General features: G+C 73.8%; 17 protein-coding genes. 12 read left to right on the top strand and 5 right to left on the bottom strand.

The annotated features are described in order from the left end of the window. The first annotated feature begins 93 nt into the window (after window positions 1-93). Window positions 94-960 (top strand): formyltetrahydrofolate deformylase, encoded by an 867-nt coding sequence (gene purU, locus BOQ63_RS21060; protein WP_370863248.1) that lies wholly within the window; start codon window positions 94-96, stop codon window positions 958-960. Window positions 961-1,051: 91 nt separating this feature from the next. Here purU and BOQ63_RS21055 read toward each other — a convergent pair whose 3' ends face one another. Beyond that, window positions 1,052-2,269 (bottom strand): zf-HC2 domain-containing protein, encoded by a 1,218-nt coding sequence (locus BOQ63_RS21055; RefSeq protein ID WP_030287223.1) that lies wholly within the window; start codon window positions 2,267-2,269, stop codon window positions 1,052-1,054. After that, on the bottom strand, window positions 2,266-2,958 hold the full coding sequence (locus BOQ63_RS21050; RefSeq protein ID WP_072654782.1) for a sigma-70 family RNA polymerase sigma factor: 693 nt from the start codon (window positions 2,956-2,958) through the stop codon (window positions 2,266-2,268). Before BOQ63_RS21050 ends, BOQ63_RS21055 begins: the two co-directional genes overlap by 4 nt. A 635-nt stretch (window positions 2,959-3,593) precedes the next feature. Here BOQ63_RS21050 and BOQ63_RS21045 point away from each other — a divergent pair. Continuing rightward, on the top strand, window positions 3,594-4,067 hold the full coding sequence (locus BOQ63_RS21045) for an ATP-binding protein (protein WP_046386046.1): 474 nt from the start codon (window positions 3,594-3,596) through the stop codon (window positions 4,065-4,067). A gap of 521 nt (window positions 4,068-4,588) precedes the next feature. Here BOQ63_RS21045 and BOQ63_RS21040 read toward each other — a convergent pair. After that, window positions 4,589-5,569, bottom strand: a complete 981-nt coding sequence (locus BOQ63_RS21040) for a GlxA family transcriptional regulator (protein ID WP_030287171.1) — start codon at window positions 5,567-5,569, stop codon at window positions 4,589-4,591. 157 nt (window positions 5,570-5,726) lie between these two features. Here BOQ63_RS21040 and BOQ63_RS21035 point away from each other — a divergent pair, with 157 nt between their 5' ends. The 4 genes from BOQ63_RS21035 to BOQ63_RS21020 all read left to right on the top strand — a co-directional run bounded on the left by BOQ63_RS21035 (window position 5,727) and on the right by BOQ63_RS21020 (window position 9,223). Beyond that, entirely contained in the window at window positions 5,727-7,067 is a 1,341-nt protein-coding gene (locus BOQ63_RS21035) for an MFS transporter (RefSeq protein ID WP_030287172.1), read from the top strand. Between the two features lie 32 nt (window positions 7,068-7,099). Further along, window positions 7,100-7,627, top strand: coding sequence for a GNAT family N-acetyltransferase (locus BOQ63_RS21030; protein WP_030287174.1), 528 nt, complete (start codon window positions 7,100-7,102; stop codon window positions 7,625-7,627). A gap of 132 nt (window positions 7,628-7,759) precedes the next feature. After that, the gene (locus BOQ63_RS21025) at window positions 7,760-8,104 is read left to right on the top strand and encodes a DUF4229 domain-containing protein (RefSeq protein ID WP_030287176.1); all 345 of its coding nucleotides are present in this window, start codon (window positions 7,760-7,762) and stop codon (window positions 8,102-8,104) included. Window positions 8,105-8,230: 126 nt separating this feature from the next. Then, window positions 8,231-9,223 carry a LacI family DNA-binding transcriptional regulator gene (locus BOQ63_RS21020; protein ID WP_037830434.1) on the top strand — a complete coding sequence of 331 codons (993 nt, stop codon included), beginning with the start codon at window positions 8,231-8,233 and terminating at the stop codon, window positions 9,221-9,223. A 100-nt stretch (window positions 9,224-9,323) separates the two neighbouring features. Here BOQ63_RS21020 and BOQ63_RS21015 read toward each other — a convergent pair whose 3' ends face one another. Further along, the gene (locus BOQ63_RS21015; protein WP_150476025.1) at window positions 9,324-10,562 is read right to left on the bottom strand and encodes an MFS transporter; all 1,239 of its coding nucleotides are present in this window, start codon (window positions 10,560-10,562) and stop codon (window positions 9,324-9,326) included. Between the two features lie 485 nt (window positions 10,563-11,047). Between BOQ63_RS21015 and BOQ63_RS21010 the strand changes: the two genes are divergently transcribed. Then, complete coding sequence (locus tag BOQ63_RS21010; protein WP_037830435.1) at window positions 11,048-12,397, top strand: dicarboxylate/amino acid:cation symporter; 1,350 nt, start codon at window positions 11,048-11,050, stop codon at window positions 12,395-12,397. A gap of 289 nt (window positions 12,398-12,686) precedes the next feature. On the opposite strand, the gene BOQ63_RS21005 is transcribed toward BOQ63_RS21010, so the two are convergent. Continuing rightward, entirely contained in the window at window positions 12,687-12,890 is a 204-nt protein-coding gene (locus BOQ63_RS21005) for a cold-shock protein (protein ID WP_030287184.1), read from the bottom strand. A 430-nt stretch (window positions 12,891-13,320) separates the two neighbouring features. On the opposite strand from BOQ63_RS21005, the gene BOQ63_RS21000 reads away from it, so the two are divergent. The 5 genes from BOQ63_RS21000 to BOQ63_RS20980 all read left to right on the top strand — a co-directional run bounded on the left by BOQ63_RS21000 (window position 13,321) and on the right by BOQ63_RS20980 (window position 19,291). Next, window positions 13,321-14,235 carry a menaquinone biosynthetic enzyme MqnA/MqnD family protein gene (locus tag BOQ63_RS21000; protein ID WP_030287186.1) on the top strand — a complete coding sequence of 305 codons (915 nt, stop codon included), beginning with the start codon at window positions 13,321-13,323 and terminating at the stop codon, window positions 14,233-14,235. Between the two features lie 237 nt (window positions 14,236-14,472). After that, window positions 14,473-16,230, top strand: coding sequence for a serine/threonine-protein kinase (locus BOQ63_RS20995; protein ID WP_150476378.1), 1,758 nt, complete (start codon window positions 14,473-14,475; stop codon window positions 16,228-16,230). A 155-nt stretch (window positions 16,231-16,385) separates the two neighbouring features. Continuing rightward, window positions 16,386-17,606 (top strand): cyclic dehypoxanthinyl futalosine synthase, encoded by a 1,221-nt coding sequence (gene mqnC, locus BOQ63_RS20990; RefSeq protein WP_046387239.1) that lies wholly within the window; start codon window positions 16,386-16,388, stop codon window positions 17,604-17,606. A gap of 98 nt (window positions 17,607-17,704) precedes the next feature. After that, complete coding sequence (locus tag BOQ63_RS20985) at window positions 17,705-18,433, top strand: amidohydrolase family protein (protein ID WP_072654780.1); 729 nt, start codon at window positions 17,705-17,707, stop codon at window positions 18,431-18,433. Window positions 18,434-18,694: 261 nt separating this feature from the next. Then, window positions 18,695-19,291, top strand: a complete 597-nt coding sequence (locus tag BOQ63_RS20980) for a hypothetical protein (protein WP_072654779.1) — start codon at window positions 18,695-18,697, stop codon at window positions 19,289-19,291. Window positions 19,292-19,423: the final 132 nt, after the last annotated feature.

Genomic DNA, 19,423 nt, shown 5'->3' with positions numbered 1-19,423 from the left:
TCCCGCAGTGCGGGCAGCGGGGCGGCCACTGTCCAGGATGTGACACGCTGGACCATTCACGAACTCGCACGACCTCAGGACGGGATACCCCCAGTGGAACAGCAGCCGGCCAGCGCCCAGTACGTCCTCACGCTGTCCTGCCCCGACAAGCAGGGCATCGTCCACGCTGTCTCCAGCTACCTCTTCATGACCGGCTGCAACATCATCGACAGCCAGCAGTTCGGGGACGGGGAGACCGGACTGTTCTTCATGCGGGTGCACTTCTCCGCCCCCGAGCCGGTCACCGCCGACAAGCTGCGGGCCAGCTTCGCCGCGATCGGCGCCTCCTTCGGGATGGACTGGCAGATCCACCCGACCGAGCAGCGGATGCGGATCGTCCTCATGGTCAGCAAGTTCGGGCACTGCCTGAACGACCTGCTCTACCGCACCCGGATCGGCGCCCTGCCGGTGGACATCGCCGCGGTGGTCTCCAACCACACCGACCTGCGGGACCTCACCGAGAGCTACGGCGTCCCCTTCCACCACATCCCGGTCACCAGGGACACCAAGGCCGAGGCCGAGCGGCAGCTGCTCGACCTGGTCGAGAAGGAGGACGTGGAACTGGTCGTGCTGGCCCGCTACATGCAGGTCCTGTCCGACCAGCTGTGCACCGCGCTGTCCGGCCGGGTGATCAACATCCACCACTCCTTCCTGCCGAGCTTCAAGGGCGCCAAGCCGTACCACCAGGCGCACGCCCGCGGGGTGAAGCTGATCGGCGCCACCGCGCACTACGTCACCGCCGACCTCGACGAGGGCCCGATCATCGAGCAGGAGGTGGCCCGGGTCACCCACGACGTCAGCCCGGACCAGCTGGTCGCGCTCGGCCGGGACGTCGAGTGCCAGGCGCTGGCCCGCGCGGTCAAGTGGCACAGCGAGCACCGGGTGCTGCTCGACGGCAGCCGGACCGTCGTCTTCGCCTGAGTCTCCGCAGAGCCTCAGCTTCCGCAGAGCCTCAGCTTCCGCAGAGCCTCAGCTTCCGCAGAGCCTCAGCTTCCGCAGAGCCTGAGCCTTCTCAGAGCGCCCGCGGCCGCGACAGCAGCGGCAGCGCGTGCAGCACCTCGCGCACCGCGGCCCGGTCACCGTGCTCGCCCACCGGCAGCCGGTCCGGGTCGCGGTGCGCGGCGGCCAACTGGCACAGCTCCAGGCCGTCCAGCACCATCGAGGCCACCGGCTCACCGCCGGGCGGCCCGGCCTGCTCGCCGTCCAGCGGCACCAGCCACTCGCCGGCCGCCGGACCGTCCACCACCAGCCGCAGCCGCCTCGGCTCCCGGACGGCCGTCGCCCCCGCCGGCCCTGCCGTGCCCGGTGCCCCGGCGGGCTGGGGGCGGGCCGCCCGCAATCCGGCCAGCGCCCGCGGCAGCAGCCGGACCACCAGCTCCACCATCTGCCGCAGGTGCTGCGGCGCCGGCGGGTCGTACGGGTAGGCGACCGCCCGGGCCACGTCCTCGCCGTGCACGAAGCACTCCAGGGCGCGGTCCACGAAGGCGTCGCGCAGCGGCAGAACCGCGAAGCCGAGGTCGACCGGGGTGCTGCCCTGCGGGGCCAGCGCGGCGCCGCGCACCAGGTCGTGGGTCTGCTGGCGCCAGCGGGCGCGCACCGACTGCGGCGGCAGCCCGGCCTGGTCGGCGAGCAGCCGGGCGGTGCGCGCGGTGACCGCGGTGGACGGGCCGCCCTGCGGTGGCACCCGTGGCACCCTCGGCGCCGGGACGGCCGCTTCCTGCGGTGGCACCCGCCGCTCCACCACCCGTGCCCGCGCCGGGGCGGACGGGGCAGCCGCCGGGACCGGGTCGGGCAGGCCGAGGGCGAGCGCCAGGAAGCCGTCCACCGCGGTCAGCCGGCCCAGCACCTCGGCCGGGCGCAGCAGCTCGGCGCCGCCGTGCCACGGCAGTTCGGCGACCTCCTGCCACTCCTCCGGGCCGAGGTCGCGCAGCAGCGCGTCCAGCTTGGCGGTCTCCGCGGTGTACGGCATCCCCCAGGCGGGGACGGGCAGTTCGGCCGGGCGGCGGGCCAGGCACCAGTCCAGCACCTGCTGGCGCAGCGAACCGGGCTGGTCCAGCGGCTCGTCCAGGGAGAGCCAGCCGGCCGCGTCGCGCAGCCGGGCGGCTTCCTCGGTGCACTCCGCACAGCCGCGCAGGTGCCGCTCCAACTCGGCGGACTCGCGCGGCGGGCAGGCGCCGAGGGACCAGGCACCGAGCAGCGAGCGCAGGGCGTCGTGCCGCTCCTCGTTCATGTCCGCCCGCCCTCGTCGCAGTCGCAGTCGCAGTCGCAGTCTCCGCGCCCGGTGCGGTGCCCGTCGTCGGCGGTGTTCCCGTCGTCGTGCCCGTCGCCGTCGCCGTGCCCGTCGCCGTCCCGGCGCGACGGGTGGGGCTCCTGGCGGGCGCGTTCGTCGGCCAGTTCGGTGGCCAGCAGCTCCAGGCCGAGCCGCATCCGCTGCTTGGCGGCCTGCTCGCTGATGCCGAGCAGCCGGGCCGTCTCCTGGTAGGTGCGGCCGTCGTAGTACGTCACCGCGATGGTCTCGCGCAGGGGTTGGGGCAGGGAGTCGACCACGTACTGCACGCGCGCGGCGGTGGCCACGGCGCGGATCTCCTCCTCGGTCGCGCCGGTGCCGCGCTCCGGCGCCCGCTCGGCGTCGCGCCGCGCCCGCAGCCGTTCGACCGCGCGGCGGTGGGTGAGCGCGCCGAGCCAGGAGCGCAGCGACCCCTGGGCGGGGTCGAAGTCCTCGGGGTGCTCCCAGACCTGGGCGAAGATCTCCCGGGTGAGCTGGTCGGCGGCCGCCTGGTCGGCGAGTATCCGCCCGGCCAGGCCGTGCACCATCGGCGAGAGCCGGTCGTAGAGTTCGCCGAGCGCGGTCTCCTCGCCCCGGGCGAGGCGCCGCTGCAACTGCTCGTCCCAGCGCGGGATCCGGTCCGGGGTGGCCATCGAGAACCACCCTCCTGCCCGGTTCGCTCGGCGTTACTCCACGGTATCCCGTGGCCGGTCCGCGGCGGGAGGGAATCGGGCAAGAACGGAACCCCGTCCCGTGGATCGGCATCGCTCCGGGGGAGCCCGATGGTGGATCCCGGCGACGGTTCGTCACATGGCGGGACGTCCGCTCGCGGGACCGTCCGCGGAGGCCGCTGTTCGAGACCCGCTGGACATATGTCGCACGGGTGGTTCGCGAGTGGCGGGCAGGGCCGTGGGGGCCTCCGGCGGTAGGTTCCCGCCAGGGCGTGTCCGACACGCGCTGAGCGGGACCGGCGTCGGCCCGGGCCGGACGAGTGCCGGTACGAGGCTCGCGTGAGTGAGCGGGACAGTATGCACTGCCCTGTCCCCCGATCGCCGGAATATGCCCGAAGCGCTTGCTGCCGTCCGTCCGCCCGCCCATCCTGAGGCGTATTCGTGTCGCGGCCTGTGTGCGACTGACGAGTTGGCGCGGGCGAGTGGCGCGGGCGGACGGGTCGGCGAGCGCCCGGGTGAGCCCCGGGTGGCACCGGGCGAAGCGCGAGGGCCCCGCCGGCCGGCTGATCCGGCCCGATCGGGACGTTGGCCGAACTGCGAGTGCGGGTGGTGGAGCGGTGCAGGTTCTTCAGGTACAGCTTGCGGTGCAGGCGGACCCCTCGGAGGTCGGCCGGGCCCGCCGGTGGGTGCGCTCGCGGCTGCTGAACCACGGAGTGGACCCGGACGCACCGATGGCCGAGACGGTGGTGCTGGTGGTCTCGGAACTGGTCACCAACGCCGTGGTGCACACCGGCTGTCCGGCCGTGCTGCGACTCTGCCTGCCAGTGGCCGACGGCTCCGCGCAGGCCGGTCCGTGCGGCCTGCTGCGGGTGGAGGTGGCCGACGCGAGCCGGACCGCCCCGGCCCCCCGGCACGCCGGTGCGGACGAGGACGCGACCAACGGGCGCGGGCTGGAACTGGTCGAGCTGCTCTGCGAGCGCTGGGGCTGGTACCCGGACGGATCGGGCAAGCGGGTCTGGTGCGAGATCGACACCCAGGCCCGACCGGTGGACCCGATGGCCGGGGCGGACTGGGCCGCTTTGGCTCAATAGCGGCTTCCGGCAGCGGACTTCAGCGGCTCTCCACGGGCCTTCGGGCGCCGCTGCCGGGTGGCGTGGACCACGGCGGTGATCACCGGCCGAAAGCTGACGCAACCATTCCGAATTTCGGACTACCCATTGACGTGACGTATCCGACTGATCACGCTTGGGTGCGGCTCTCCGTTGCGAGGGGACGCCGAGGGGACGTCCGTCCGCGCCACGGTGCTGCTGTCCAGGGGGATCGCGTCAGCAGGGGGGATCGTGGACCGCCGGGCGCGGCCCGCTCCTCGGCGAGTGCGGAGGCCGCGGCGCGGGTTCAGGGGCCGTGCGCCGCGATCGGACGGTGGCCCGCCACGCTGCGCCAGGCGCGTACGCGGCCGGCCGCCGTCCGGTGCGCCGCTCCCCGGGGGCGGATTCCGGCCTAGCGCCAGTCTTCTCCCAGGATTCACTCGGCTTCACTCAGCACTCGGCTTCACTCGGCTTCGGTCGGCTCTTCGCCCGGCCCTCGGCCGCGCGGGAACCGTCCTTCGGCGCTACGCCGGGGTGCGGAACGTTCGCCGGTAGGCGCTCGGAGCCACGTCCAGCCGTCCGCGCAACTGCAGCCGCAGCGAGGTGCCGGTGCCGAAGCCGGACCGCCGGGCGACCTGGTCGATCGTCAGGTCGGTGCGCTCCAGCAACTGCCGGGCCCGCTCGGTGCGCTGGGTGGTGATCCACTGGCCGGGGCTGGCGCCGGTCTCCTCGCGGAAGCGCCGGGTGAAGGTCCGCACGCTCATGCCCGCCCGGTCGGCGAGCCGGCGCAGCGGAAGCGGCTCCTCCAGGTGCTCCAGTGCCCAGGCGCGGACGGCCGCGGTGCCGGTGCCGGTGCCGGTGCCGCCGGAGGTCACCGGGCTCGGCGCCTCCACGTACTGCTTCTGGCCGCCGTCGCGCCAGGGCGGCACCAGGCAGTTGCGGGCCACCGCGTTGGCCACCGCGCTGCCGTGGTCGCGGCGCACCACGTGCAGGCACAGGTCGACCCCGGCGGCGACCCCGCCGGAGGTGAGGATGTCGCCGTCGTCGGTGTAGAGCACGTCCGGGTCCAGCAGGACCTTGGGGAACGTCCGGGCGAAGAGCTCGGTGTAGCGCCAGTGGGTGGTGGCCGGGCGGCCGTCCAGCAGTCCGGCGGCGGCCAGCAGGAACGAGCCGGTGCAGATCGACATCAGCCGGGTGCCGGGCCGGATCCGCCGCAGTGCGGCGGCGAGTTCGGGGGTGAAGGGGGCGTCCGCCAGGTCAGGGTCGGAGTCGTGGGACGCGGGGAGCACCACGGTGTCGGCCCGCTCCAGCAGTTCGGGCCCGTGGTCGACCGCGATCCGGAAGTCTGCGCTGGTGGCGACCGGCCCGCCGTCCAGGGTGCAGGTGGCCACCTGGTACAGCGGGCGGCCGGCGTCGTCCTTGGCGTTGCCGAAGATCCTTGCGGGGATGCCGAGTTCGAAGGCGATCGCGCCCTCCAGGGCGAGTACCGCGACCAGGTGCGCCATGCCGTTCCCTCCCCGGGGCCCCGTCCTCGGACTCCCGCCTCCCCGACCGGAGCGGGGCGCGTCCGGGTCAGGGTACGCGAGGGCGTGGCCCGATTCTTGCGAAAGCTGTCATTCAGGCCACTCGTCCGGGTGGCGCGGGCTCGGGAGACTCGTCCACGTGACCGAACGCAGTGCCCTCGCCGCCTCCACGCCCGCCGCCCTCGCCGCCTCCACGCCCACCGCCCCCGCGCCCGGCCGGCGCCCCCGGGTGCACTACGCCTGGGTGGTCGCCGCCGTCGCCCTGCTCGTCCTGCTCGGCTCGGCCGGCTTCCGCTCCACGCCCAGCCTGATGATGGACGCCCTGCACAACGAGTTCGGCTGGTCGCTCGGGACGATCTCCAGCGCCACCTCCGTCAACCTCACGCTCTACGGCCTCACCGCCCCCTTCGCCGCCGCCCTGATGGACCGTTTCGGCGTGCGCCTGGTGGTCGTCTGCGCGCTGCTGACCATCTCCGTCGGCGCCGGCCTGACCATGCTGATGCGCCAGCCCTGGCAACTGGTCCTGTGCTGGGGCGTACTGGTCGGCCTCGGCAGCGGCTCGATGGCCGGCGCCTTCGCCACCACCATCACCGGCCGCTGGTTCCAGGCCCGCCAGGGACTGGTCACCGGTGTGCTCACCGCCGCCGGAGCAGCGGGAAATCTGGTCTTCCTGCCGGTCGGCGCCTGGCTGGTCGAACAGCACGGCTGGCGCTCGGCCGTGGTCGTGGTCTCGCTGGCCGCCAGCGCCGTCGCCGTGCCCGTCCTGCTGCTGATGCGTGAGCGCCCCGCCGACCTCGGCCTGCTCCCGTACGGCGCCACCGAGGCCCCGCCCGAGCCGGTGCGGGACGCCCGCGCCCTGGCCCGCACCCTGCGGGTGCTGCGCGACGCCGCCCGCACCCGGCCGTTCTGGCTGCTGGCGAGCTCCTTCGCGATCTGCGGCGCCACCACCGCCGGTCTGGTCGGCACCCACTTCATCCCGGCCGCCCACGACCACGGCATGCCCGTCACCACCGCCGCGAGCCTGCTCGCCCTGATCGGCCTGTTCGACGTGGCCGGCACCGTGTTCAGCGGCTGGCTCACCGACCGGGTCGACTCCCGGCTGCTGCTCACCGTCTACTACGGGCTGCGCGGGGTCTCCCTGCTCCTGCTGCCGCAGCTGCTCGCCGGCTCGCTCCAGCCGCCGATCCTCGCCTTCGTGGTCTTCTACGGCCTGGACTGGGTGGCCACCGTGCCGCCGACCGTCGCCCTGTGCCGCCGACACTTCGGCGAGGACGCCCCGATCGTCTTCGGCTGGGTGCTCGCCGCCCACCAGATCGGCGCGGCCGTCGTCGCCGGACTGGCCGGCCTGGCCCGCGACGCGCTCGGCAACTACGACCTGACCTGGTACGGCGCCGGCGCACTGTGCGCGGTCGCGGTCGGCCTCTGCCTGGCGCTGCGCACCGGCCGGCCGACCGACCGGGCGGTGCCCGCCCTCTCGTAAGCACGTTCGACCGGAACACTAGGCTCCGCTCCATGGCGCTCACCTTCACCCTGGACCCGAAGCTCGACCCCGACCTGCGCACCGCCGTCGTACGGCTGTGGACGGACGTGACCAACGCGGGCGGCGCGGTCGGCTTCGTGGCTCCGGTCACCGAGGACGAGGTCTGGGACACCGCCGACCACCAGTTCGCCGGGGTCCACCCGGACGGTCCCGACCGGCTGCTGGTCGCGCACGAGAGCGCGACCGGCCGGCTGGTCGGGGTGCTGTTCTTCGCGTCGATGCGCTTCGCACCGATGGAGCACTGGCGGATGCTCAAGCGGGTCATGGTGCACCCCGACTTCCAGGGCCTCGGCTACGGCGCCGAACTGCTCGCCGAGGCCGAACGGGTCGCCCGCGCCTGGGGCCTGGAGTCGCTGCGGCTCACCGCGCGCGGTGGCCTCGGCCTGGAGCGCTTCTACACCCGCTGCGGCTACCGGGAGGTCGGCCGGGTGCCGGCCGCGATCCGGGTCGCCCCCGGGGACGACCGCGACGACATCACCATGTGGCTCGACCTGCGCTGAACCCTCGGGGCCCGTCGGGGCTTCCCACGGGCTTCCCCGGGCCAGGGGCGGCGGACCCGTGGCCCGCGCCGGGTGTCAGGCATGCTTCACTGGGAAGTCCCGCCCCGGCTCGAACCAGAAGGATGTGTCCCAGTGAGCAGCAACGGCCCGCAGAAGTCGCACGCCACGCTCCGCTACACCTCCATGCGGGCCAGCATCTTCCTCGGGTGCCTGCTGGTGGCCCTGCTGCTGGGGCGTTTCGGGGTCATCCCGGTGAGCGGCGAGGCCGGGGTGGTCTTCCTGGTCCTGTTGGCCGCGGTCGCCTCCGCGCCGCTCAGCTATGTGCTGCTGAGCAAGCAGCGCGACGAGATGTCCACCCAGATCACCACCAAGGTCGCCGGGATGCGCAGCCGCACCGCCGAGCGGATCGCCAGCCAGAACGCCGAGGAGGACGCCGCGGACGACGCCGCCCGCGCGACCGCCTCCCGGCAGAGCTGACGCCGGGCGCGGCCCGCCGTGGCTGCTGATCCTTCCGGGGGCGACCGGGCCGTCGAGCCCGACGGGTCCGTCGAGGCCGACCGGCCGGCCGGGGCCGACCGGTCCGCCGGGACGTGGCCTGCCCCCGTGCGCCGGCCCACCGGGCGGGACGTCGCCCGGCTCGCCGGAGTGTCCCAGGCCACCGTCTCGCTGGTCTTCTCCGGCGCCGAGGCCGGCCGCCGGGTCTCCGAGGCGACCCGGGAGCGGGTCCGCGAGGCCGCCCGCAGCCTCGGCTACCGCCCGCAGGCGGCCGGCCGCCAGCTGCGGCTGGGCCGCAGCGGGATGATCATGCTGGCCGTGCCGAACCTCCAGGGCCCGTTCTTCGGCCGGGTGCTGGAGGGTGTGCACCACGAGGCCGGCCGGCACGGCCTGGCGGTTGTGGTCAGCTCCGGCTGGGGCAGCGCCACCCTCGCCGAGGCCGCCACGGCGGGCCGCTTCGACGGCCTGCTGATCTGTTCCCCGGACGACAGCCAGCTCGGCGAACTGCCGCCCGACACCCCTGCCGTCTTCCTGGACGCCGATCCCGGCACCGACCGGGCGCGCCCGACCGTCGAACTGGACGTGGCCGGCGGGATGCGGGCCGCCGTCGAGCACCTGGCCGCCCTCGGGCACCGCCGGATCGGGCACCTGCGTTCCACCCACGCCGCGTACACCTTCCGGGTCCGGCAGGCCGCCTTCGAGCGGGCCGTCCGTGAACTCGGCCTGGACGTCGTGGAGTTGGGCGTGAGCCTGAACGAGGGGTACACGGCCGCGCGGAGCGTGGCGGGGGAGCTGCTGGAGCGGTCGGACCGTCCGCGCGCGGTGATCTGCGACGACGACGTGGTCGCCTCCGGCGTCTACCAGGCGGCCGCCGAGCGGGGGTTGCGGGTGCCGGACGACCTGTCGGTGGTCGGCATGGACAACGTCGCGGTCTCCGGGCTGCTCGCCCCGCCGCTGACCACCGTCGACCTGCCCGGCGAGGAGCTCGGCCGGGCGGGGGCGGCCGCGCTGGCCGGACTTCTGCGCGGCGAGCGGGTGGCGCCGGTGGCGCCGCTGGCCACCGCCCTGGTGCGGCGCTCCTCGACGGCCCCGGCGCGCTGACGGCCCCGGCGCGGCCTTGACGGGGCTGCGGCTCCGAGGAAAGGACTGCGCCCGCCGGCCAGACCCCCGGCGGGCGCAGTCGTCTGTGGGGGCGGGCCGGTCAGCCCACCGTGAGGGGCTCGGCGGGCTCGACGGCCCCGACGGGCTCGAAGCGCGGCGCCGTCGGCGCGGAGCGGAACCAGCGGCGGGCGCCGAACAGCACCGCTGCGCCGAGCGCGATCCCGCCCGCCGCGCACACCGCGACCGGCCGGAGCGAGGAGCCCTCGGCGAGGTGCCCGGAGACGGCGTAGCCGAGCGAGTTGCCGGTGGCGAACAGGGTCACCAGCCAGGCGAAGGCCTCGGTGACCGTCCCGGTCGGGGCGAGTTCGGCGACCAGCACGAAGGCGGCCGCGAGCAGCGGGGCCAGCAGGATGCCGGAGACGAAGGCCAGTGCGGCCATCGGGTACGGGCCGGGCAGCGTCACCAGCGGGAGGTAGGAGGCGGCCATCGCGAGGGCCATCAGCCAGGTGCGGGTGGCGGTGCTCTGCCGCCAGTTGACCGTGCCGTAGGCGAGTGCGCCGAGCAGTCCGCCGAGCGCGGCCAGCGCCAGCAGGGTGCCTCCGCCGCCGGGCAGTCCGCCGGCGTGCCGCTCGGCGTAGGCGATGAAGAGCACGTTCTGCGCGCCGACCGCCCAGCCGGCTCCGGCCAGTCCGACCAGCAGCAGTACCAGGCCCGGGGAGCGCAGCGGGCCGAGCAGTCCGGCGGACTTCTCGCGGGCGGGGGCGCGCCAGGCCCGGGCCGGGGCGGCGGTGGCGACGACCAGGGCGCCGGCCAGTCCCAGTCCCGCGGCCACCCAGAGTGCGGCGACCGGGCTGAACAGTCCGGCGATCCCGGCGACGGCCAGCGGCCCGGCCACGTAGAGGATCTGCTGGGAGGCGGAGTCGAAGGCGTACGCGGTGTCGAGCTGTTCGTCCTCGACCACGTCCGGCCAGAGCGAGCGCAGGCAGGGCTCGAGCGGCGGCATCGCGAGACCGGCGACGGCGGCGCCGAGAGGCGCCGCGACGGCCGAGCCGGGGGCGAGGGCGAGCAGCGCGTACCCGCCGCCGGCGATCACGGCGGAGGCGAGCAGGACGCGGGGCTGTCCGGTCCGGTCGACGATCCGCCCGAGCACCGGCCCGCCGACGGCGGCGGCGAGTGCGTAGACGGAGGTGGCCAGTCCGATCCGGCCGTACGGGACGCCGGCCTCGCGCAGGGCGAGGGCGATCACCAGGGCGGTCATACCGGCGGGAAGGCGGCCGAGCAGGGTGCCGAGCAGGAGTCGGGTGACGTGCGGGGCGCGGAGCAGGGCGAGGTAGCCCATCGGTGGTCTTCTCCGGTGTCTGGGCGGGGAGGGCGGGGAGCGCAGGGGAGGGCCGGGGACACCGTCAAGGTTATACGTATAACTGCCGGTCGGTCAATCCGTCCGGAAGGCTGATCTGATGGGGCGTCAGCATCGTTCGTGCCCGGATCTCGCCCCGAGGCGGGCTTGGAGTTCGAGCTCATCTCAAACAACTACTTTGAACATCTCAAATCTTTACTGCTAACGTATTGGCCGTGACCACCTCAGACGCACTGCGGATGCACGGCCCGGGCCAGCTGCCCGGCGCCGCCCGCCCCCGTGCTCTGACCGGTGCTGTGGACAGCCCGTGCCGTTGTCGCGCCACGGTCCGTACGGCCCTGAGCTGTACCGCGGCGGCACGCCCCTGAACCGGGGCCCGAGCCCCTCCCGTGCCCGGCCCCGTGCCGTGCCGCCGCCTCCGCCCCACACCCCACCGTCAGCAACGCCCTCCCCGGAGTCGCACCCCCATGTCCACAGCGCCCGAGGCGACCTCGTCGCCGTCCGTGCTCACCCGCATCCGCAAGACGCCGTTCTGGGTGCAGATCGTCGCCGGCCTCGTGCTCGGCGTCGGCCTCGGCTACCTGGCCCGTGCCGCCGACGTCTCCTGGCTGGCCACCACCCTGGAGACCATCGGCAAGATCTTCGTCCAGCTGCTCAAGCTGGCCGTGCCCCCGCTGGTCTTCACCGCGATCGTGGTGAGCGTCGCCAACCTGCGCAACGTCACCAACGCGGCCCGGCTGGCGACCCGCACGCTGCTCTGGTTCATGATCACCTCGCTGATCGCGGTCGGCATCGGCCTGGGCCTGGGCCTGCTGACCAACCCCGGCCAGGGCACCAACCTCAAGACCGAGGGCCTCAAGGCGCTCGACTCCAAGGGCACCTGGATCGACTTCCTGACCGGGATCTTCCCGACCAACATCGTCGACGCCTTCGTCAAGGTGAACGTCCTGCAGATCGTCTTCCTGGCGGTCGTGGTCGGCGCCGCGATCATCAAGCTCGGCACCAAGGCCGACCCGGTCCTCAAGCTCAGCGAGACCGTGCTGGAGCTGACCCAGACCGCCCTGTGGTGGGTCATCCGGCTCTCCCCGCTCGGCACCCTCGGCCTGATCGGCAAGTCCGTCGCCAAGTACGGCTGGGACCTGCTCAAGCCCTTCGCCACGCTGACCCTCGACATATACGTCGGCTGCGCGCTGGTGCTGTTCGTCGTCTACTCGCTGGTGCTGCGCTTCGCCGCGGGCCTCAACCCGCTGCACTTCTTCAAGGGCGCCTGGCCCGCCATCCAGCTGGCCTTCGTCTCCCGCTCCTCGGTCGGCACCCTGCCGGTCACCCGCCGGGTGACCGAGCGCCTCGGCGTCCCGAGCGAGTACGCGTCCTTCTCCGTGCCGTTCGCCGCCACCACCAAGATGGACGGCTGCGCCTCGATCTACCCGGCCGTCGCCGCGATCTTCGTCGCCCAGGTCTACAACGTCGAGCTGGGCATCAAGGACTACATCCTGATCGCCTTCGTCTCGGTCGTCGGCTCGGCCGCGACCGCCGGCCTCACCGGCGCGATCGTCATGCTGACGCTGACCCTCTCCACCCTGGGCCTGCCGCTGGAGGGCGTCGGCCTGCTGCTCGCCATCGACCCGATCCTGGACATGATGCGGACCGCGACCAACGTCGCCGGTCAGGTGGTCGTGCCGATCGTGGTCGCGGCGCGGGAGCGGATCCTGGACGTGGCCGCGTACAACAACCCCTCCGGGGACCTGTACGAGGAGGACGCGCCGAAGGCCGTCATCCCGGTGCGCGCCGACGCCGAGGGCGTGGCCGCGGCCTGATCCCCGGGTTCGCCCGATCGGGTTCCGCCCGTGGGTTCCTCCGGCGGGTTCCTCCGGCCGGGTCCTCCGGCCGGGTACGCGAAAGGCCCTCCCCCGACGGGGGAGGGCCTTTCGGCGTTCCTCGTCGCCTTCCCGGCGCGGCCCGCGGAGACGGGCGAACCGAAAAGGCAGGGGGCCCGCCGCGATGGGCAGGCCCCCTTGGGTGCTGCTCTTGTGCTCATGGTGACGGCTGTCGGGAGCCGCCGGCGGACCCGAAGGGGTCCCGAGCGATCAGAACATCAGAGGATGGTCAGACGGCGGTGACGTTCTCCGCCTGCGGGCCCTTCGGACCCTGGGTGACGTCGAAGGTGACCGCCTGGTTCTCCTCCAGCGAACGGAAGCCGTTCGCGTTGATGGCGGAGTAGTGGACGAAGACGTCGGGGCCGCCGCCCTCCTGGGCGATGAAGCCGAAGCCCTTCTCAGCGTTGAACCACTTGACGGTTCCCTGAGCCATGCCGTTCTCCTTGCGATGCGTGTCGGGGGCCACACCGTGTGGTCCCCGGTCCGCTGCGCTGATCGCCCTGCCTCCGGACGAGTCCGAAGTTTTTCGATATTGCTGAAAAACTACAAAAAGCCCGCGGTTACATGCTCCGCAGGCTTCAAGTACTGCAAGGGGAATCAAACTGCAACTGAGGGCAACGCTAGCATGCGGCCGCTGTGACGACCAGAGGTCACTTGCCCTCCGGACGGTGCGTGTCGTGGGCCTCCGGATCGGGCGGGAAGAAGGCTGGGAGCGGGCGGTGGAAGGCGCGTTGGGGGCGCGCGCCGGACCGTCACCGCTCTGACGAGGGGCGCTCCCGCGCGTGTCGGGTGGCCGGTGCGAGCCGTCCCGAACAGCGGGCATACGCTGCGGGGGAGCGCACGAACAGCAAGGGAGCGGCGCAGTGGCAGCACCGGACGCGCAAAAGCGGGAGCCCGACCAGCCCGAAGAGAACACCCCGGTCAGACCGCGGGTCGGCCATATTCAGTTCCTGAACTGCGTCCCCCTCTACTGGGGCCTCGCCAGGACCGGCAACCTGCTCGACCTGGACCTCACCAAGGACACCCCCGAAAAGCTGAGCGACCAGCTCGTCGGCGGCTCCCTCGACATCGGGCCGATCACCTGCGTGGAGTACCTGCGCAACGCCGACGACCTGCTCGTCATGCCCGACATCGCGGTCGGCAGCGACGGTCCGGTGATGTCCTGCCTGATCGTGAGCAAGGTGCCGCTCGCCGACCTCGACGGCCGCCGGGTCGCCCTCGGCTCCACCAGCCGCACCTCCGTCCGGCTGGCCCGACTCCTCCTGGAGGAGCGCGAAGGCGTTCGCCCGGACTACTTCAGCTGTCCTCCGGACCTCAGCGCGATGCTCGCCGAGGCCGACGCCGCCGTCCTGATCGGCGACCCGGCCCTGCGCGCCTACCTCGGGCAGGCCGCCGACCTCGGGCTGACCGTGCACGACCTCGGCGAGATGTGGAAGGAGTGGACCGGGCTGCCCTTCGTCTTCGCCGTCTGGGCCGTGCGCCGCGAGTTCGCCGAGCGCCGCCCCGAGCTGACCGCGGCCGTCCACCGGGCCTTCCTGGAGTCCCGCGACCTGTCGCTGGTCGAGGCCGCCAAGGTCGCCGAGCAGGCCGCCCGCTGGGAGGCCTTCGGGGCGGACGTCCTGGAGCGGTACTTCAGCGAGGCGCTCGACTTCTCGCTCGGCGAGCGGCAGTTGGCCGGGGTCGCCGAGTTCGCCCGGCGGGTCGCGCACGACAGCGGCTTCGCGCCGGACGTGGCGGTGCGGCTGCTGGAGCCGACGGCGCTGCCGGTCGGGGGGTAGGGGACGGGGGAGTAGGTCCGGGGGCCGGAGGGAAGGTCCGGCGGGGTGGGCCGGAGGGGGTGGGCCGGGGGTTGTCGTTACGGCCGGACGGCGGTCCGCCCGGCCCGGTACGGTCTGCTCCCGAGGCGTGCCCGGCAGGTGTTGCGCGGGGTGCGGTTCGGGAGCGGCGTACGCGGCCGGGCACCCGCCCGGAGCCGCGCGTACGCGTGCGAGGGGAGCGTGCGGGGCATGCGGGGCATTCGGGCACTGGGGTCGGACGATCCGCGCCGGGTGGGCGCCTACCGGCTGCTGCGGCGGCTCGGCTCGGGAGGGATGGGTCGGGTCTACCTCGGCCGGACGGCCGGGGGCCGCACCGTCGCCGTCAAGGTGGTGCGGACCGAGCTCGCGGACGACCCCGAGTTCCGGGCCCGGTTCCGCCAGGAGGTGGCCGCCGCCCGCCGGGTCGGGAGCACCTGGACCGCGCCCGTCCTGGACGCCGACACCGAGGGTGAGCAGCCCTGGGTCGCCACCGGCTACGTCGCGGGCCCCGCACTCGCCGACGCCGTCCAGGAGCACGGGCCGCTGCCCGAGGACTCCGTCCGCGCCCTCGGCGTCGGGCTCGCCGGAGCGCTCGCCCACGTGCACGGGCTCGGCCTGGTGCACCGCGACGTCAAGCCCTCCAACGTGCTGCTCACCCTGGACGGGCCGCGGCTGATCGACTTCGGGATCGCCCGGGCCCTGGACGCCACCAGCGGGTTCACTCGTTCGGGTTATGTGGTGGGCTCGCCCGGCTTCATGTCACCCGAGCAGGCGAACGGGCAGATCGTCGGACCGGCCGGCGACGTCTTCTCCCTCGGCGCCGTCCTGGCCTTCGCCGCCAGCGGCGTCCACCCCTTCGGGGAAGGCGTCAGTGCGGCCGTCCTGCTCTACCGGGTGCTGCACGAGGAACCGGACGTGGCCGGCCTGCCCGAGCCGCTGCGCGAGACCGTCCTCGACTGCCTGGCCAAGGACCCGGCCGCCCGGCCCACCCCGCAGCGACTGGCCGCGCGGCTCGACCCGGACGGCGCGGCCGCCGCCCGGCTGTCGCGGGGCGACTGGCTGCCGCCGGCCCTGGCGGCGGGGGTTGGGCGCAGCGCGGTGGAGTTGCTGGACCTGGAGGGGGCCGAGGCGGCGGTCGACGGTGGGGCCGCCGGGGACGGGGCCGAGGTGGTGCCGACTCCGACCTTGGTGCCGGGGGGACGTCCGGTGCCTGGGGTGGTGCCGGAGCCGGAGCCGGAGCCGGAGCCGGGGGCGGGGGCGGGGGCGGAGTCGGAGGGGGTGCGGCCGGCGGGGGCCGATCCGTGGAAGCGGCGGGCCGGGCTCGCGGGGGCGGCGGTGCTGGTGGCCGCGATGCTCGGGGGTAGCGGGTACGGGCTGTACGCGATGACCCACCGGCCGGATCCGGTGGTGTCGGTGCCTTCCGTGGGGCCGATGCCGCTTCCGTCCATCGATCCGAGCGGCGCCGTCGCGTCGCCCGGGGCCTTCGGGTCGGGCGGGACGGACGGGCCGCCGGCCTCGGCTCCCGCGTCGACCTCTGCGTCGACCTCTCCGTCGGCCGACGCTCCGGTGCCGCCGGGTGGGACGGGCACGGCGGGCGCGACGGGCGGGCCGAACGCGGTGCCGGCGGCGTTCCTGGGCACCTGGAGCGGCGACATGGTCACCGACAAGGGACTGCCCGGCGGCACCACCACCCTCACCGTCCGCCAGGCGGCGGTCGGTCAGGAGACCACCACCAGCCGCAACGCCCTCTCCGGCCTGATCTCGATCAGCTGCGAGGGCGCCTGGACGCTCCGGTCGGTCACCGGCACCGAGCTGGTGTTCCGGTCCCGGCTGGTGAAGTCCTCGATCCCGGGCGCCTGCACCGGCGGCTCCAACACGGAGACGCTCACCCTCCAGGCCGACGGGACGATCCGCTTCACCTCCGCCGACCCGGCGGCCGGGAACCCGGCCGGGACGATGCACAGGGTGAATGGGTGAAGGGGCGAAGGAGGGAAAGGGGTGAAGGGGGAGGCCGGGTTGCGCCGCTGCGCGGCTGAGGCGCAGTTCAGCGGGCTGACGCGGGCGCCCGAAAGGCCTGGCGTAGGCTGGTTCGGCCGTACCCCAGTAGCACTTGAGAGAGAGAAGGCCGCCAGGTGACCGAGCTCGCAGCGACCACCCTCGATGCGTCCAGCACCGACCTGCAGGCCGTGCTCGACCGGGCCGCCGCCGGCGGCCGGATCACCCCGGAGGAGGCGCTCGACCTCTACCGGTCCGCGCCGCTGCACGCGCTCGGCTCCGCCGCCGACACGGTGCGCCGCCGCCGCTACGCGGGTACCGAGCACATCGCGACGTACATCATCGAGCGCAACATCAACTACACCAACGTGTGCGTGACGGCGTGCAAGTTCTGCGCCTTCTACGTGCCGCCCAAGAGCGACAAGGGCTGGTCCCGCGAGCTCGACGAGATCCTGCGCCGCTGCGCGGAGACGGTCGAGCTGGGCGGCACCCAGATCATGTTCCAGGGCGGCCACCACCCGGACTACGGCGTGGAGTACTACGAGCGCGCCTTCTCGGCGATCAAGGCCGAGTTCCCGCAGCTGGTGATCCACTCGCTCGGTGCCTCCGAGGTCGAGCACATGTCCCGGATCTCGGGCGTCTCCATCGAGGAGGCCATCACCCGGATCCACAAGGCGGGCCTGGACTCCTTCGCCGGCGCCGGAGCCGAGCTGCTCCCCGAGCGGCCGCGCAAGGCGATCGCCCCGCTCAAGGAGTCCGGCGAGCGCTGGCTGGAGATCATGGAGGCCGCGCACGGCCTCGGCGTGGAGTCCACCTCCACGATGCTGATGGGCACCGGCGAGACCAACGCCGAGCGGATCGAGCATCTGCGGATGATCCGTGACGTGCAGGACCGCACCGGCGGCTTCCGCGCCTTCATCCCGTACACCTACCAGCCGCAGAACAACCACCTCAAGGGCTCGACCCAGGCCACCGTCTTCGAGTACCTGCGGATGATCGCGATCGCCCGCCTGTTCCTCGACAACATCGCCCACATCCAGGGCTCCTGGCTCACCACCGGCAAGGAGGCGGGCCAGCTGTCGCTGCACTACGGCGCGGACGACCTCGGTTCCGTGATGCTGGAGGAGAACGTCGTCTCGGCGGCCGGTGCCAAGCACCGCTCCAACCTGACCGAACTGATCCACCTCATCCGCGCCGCCGACCGTGTCCCGGCGCAGCGCTCGACCACGTACGAGCACCTGCGGGTGCTGGACGACCCGGCGAACGACCCGGTCGACCCGCGGGTCGCCTCGCACATCGCCTCCACGGCGATCGAGGGCGGCACGGCGCACCCGGAGCTGAAGATCCTGGACAACTGAGTCCTCCGAGTCCGTCGGGACCTTCGGGTCCTTGAGTCCTTGAGTCCTTCGGGTCCTTTGAGCCCGCTGAGCTCGTCGAGTCCTCGGAGCCCGAACCGGTGCTGACCCTCCACCGGGCGGCCCTCGTGCTGCCCGATCCGGCCGATCCCACCGCCCCGTCCATCGCCGACGGGGCGGTGGTGGTGCGCGGCGAACTGGTCGAGGCCGTCGGGCCGTACGGAGAACTGGCGGCGGCGCACCCGTCGGCGCGGGTGCGGGACTGGGGCACGGCGGCCGTGCTCACGCCCGGGCTGCGCAACCCCTGGGGGCAGCGGCTGTTGGAGCGGGACTACCACCCGGACCCGCGCGAGGAGATCGGCGTCGAGCCGGTGGTGGACGGGCTGGTGGGCTGCACCGACGAGACCCGGTACGGGGCCAGCGCGCGGCGCGGGCTGCAGCGGATGCTCGGGTTCGGGGTGACGGCGGTGGCCGGGCCGTTCGAACGGGCCGCGGTGCGGACGGCGGTGGCGCGTTCGGGGCTGGCGGCGCTGCCGGGAGCTTCCGATGCCGGGGCTGGCGCCGGTGCCGGTGCTGCCGCCGGCGCCGGGTCGCTGGACCCGCTGGCGGTGCTTCCGTTGCCGCTGGCCGTGCACGGCCGGGTGGCGGCCGGTGGGCGGGCGGACTTCGCGGTGTTCCCTGGGCTGCCCGTGCTGTCAGGGTTGTCGGGCCTGTCCGGCGTGTCGGGGCTCTCGGGGCTGGCGGTCGGGGGTGGGGACGGGGTGCGACCGGCTGCAGGTGGGTGCCTGGCGACGGCGCTGGGCGGGCGGTTGGTGTACCGGCGGCGGTGACTCCCGCGCGAGGGCCGGCGGCCGGCCGGTGTGACGTACTCATCAGTAGTCGGATTGCCTTGGTGCGCAGGGAACTTGCATCGTGTGCACCCGAACTGCCGTGCTCTCGCAGGGGGGTGATTGACCCTTCGCCGTGACCTGAGGGCCCGCCAGCGGATACGATCCCGGACAGCTCACTCCGTACCCTCACCACACCACCGCCCGTGCCCGCGGGTGGCGGGGCCGTGTCCCAGGCCCCGGAGGCAAGCCAGGACAGGAACCATGCGAACCGCGACCGTCCCCCCGCCGCGATCCCCGCGGTTGGGCCGTGGTTGGTACCTCGCCGCCGTGCTCAGCGCCGTGCTGGCCGTCGGGATGTGCCTGCTCGGTTGGCGCCAGGCCGACCAGGCCGACCGGATCGCGGCCCATCCGGTGAGAGTCGAGGGCGTCGTCACCCAGCTGCCGACCGGCGGCGGCACCTACAGCGCCGTCAGCTACAAGGTGAGCGGCCAGCCGCACACTGCGGCCGCGCTGCCGCTTGCCGACGGCACCAAGGTCGGCGACCCGGTCTGTCTGGAGCACGCGGCCGACGACCCGGGCGCCGTGCGGATCTGCGGCGACACCTACCCCCAGCCGGTCGGCGTGGGACTGGCCCGGTTCAGTGTGCCGGTCGCCGTCGTGCTGTTCCTGATCTGCGTGCTGCGCATCCGGCGCCACCGGCGGGCCGTGGCCGTCCGCACCGGGCAGGGCCGGCTCGCCGCCAACCTCGCGCTGGCGACCGGGGCGCTGGCCGAGGGGATGCCCGCGATCACCCAGGGCAAGCGCTCCCGGCGCAGGCGGCGTACGGGCGGGCGGCGGGGGTCGCACCAGAGCGGGTGACCGGTGGGGGCCGCTCCCGGTCGTCGGCCGGTGGTGGTCGCTCGTCGGCCCGTGGTCGGTTCGTGCCGGTCGGCTCGTGGCGCCCTCCCGGTGTGCCCCGTTGGTCGCGGCGCCCGTCACAGGGTGAAGAAT

This window comes from Streptomyces viridifaciens, from assembly GCF_001888885.2.
In the GTDB taxonomy this organism is placed as follows: Bacteria; Actinomycetota; Actinomycetes; order Streptomycetales; family Streptomycetaceae; genus Kitasatospora; species Kitasatospora aureofaciens.
Note: the sequence above shows the minus strand (reverse complement) of the source record. Positions and strands in the feature narration are given on the sequence as shown.

Bases quoted from the DNA above. Each gene is read 5' to 3' on its own strand.
- BOQ63_RS21015 (WP_150476025.1), bottom strand. From the start codon at position 10,562: ATGGGCTACCTCGCCCTGCTCCGCGCCCCGCACGTCACCCGACTCCTG.
- BOQ63_RS21050 (WP_072654782.1), bottom strand. From the start codon at position 2,958: ATGGCCACCCCGGACCGGATCCCGCGCTGGGACGAGCAGTTGCAGCGG.
- BOQ63_RS21005 (WP_030287184.1), bottom strand. From the start codon at position 12,890: ATGGCTCAGGGAACCGTCAAGTGGTTCAACGCTGAGAAGGGCTTCGGC.
- BOQ63_RS21030 (WP_030287174.1), top strand. From the start codon at position 7,100: ATGGCGCTCACCTTCACCCTGGACCCGAAGCTCGACCCCGACCTGCGC.
- BOQ63_RS21055 (WP_030287223.1), bottom strand. From the start codon at position 2,269: ATGAACGAGGAGCGGCACGACGCCCTGCGCTCGCTGCTCGGTGCCTGG.
- BOQ63_RS21010 (WP_037830435.1), top strand. From the start codon at position 11,048: ATGTCCACAGCGCCCGAGGCGACCTCGTCGCCGTCCGTGCTCACCCGC.
- BOQ63_RS21040 (WP_030287171.1), bottom strand. From the start codon at position 5,569: ATGGCGCACCTGGTCGCGGTACTCGCCCTGGAGGGCGCGATCGCCTTC.
- BOQ63_RS20980 (WP_072654779.1), top strand. From the start codon at position 18,695: ATGCGAACCGCGACCGTCCCCCCGCCGCGATCCCCGCGGTTGGGCCGT.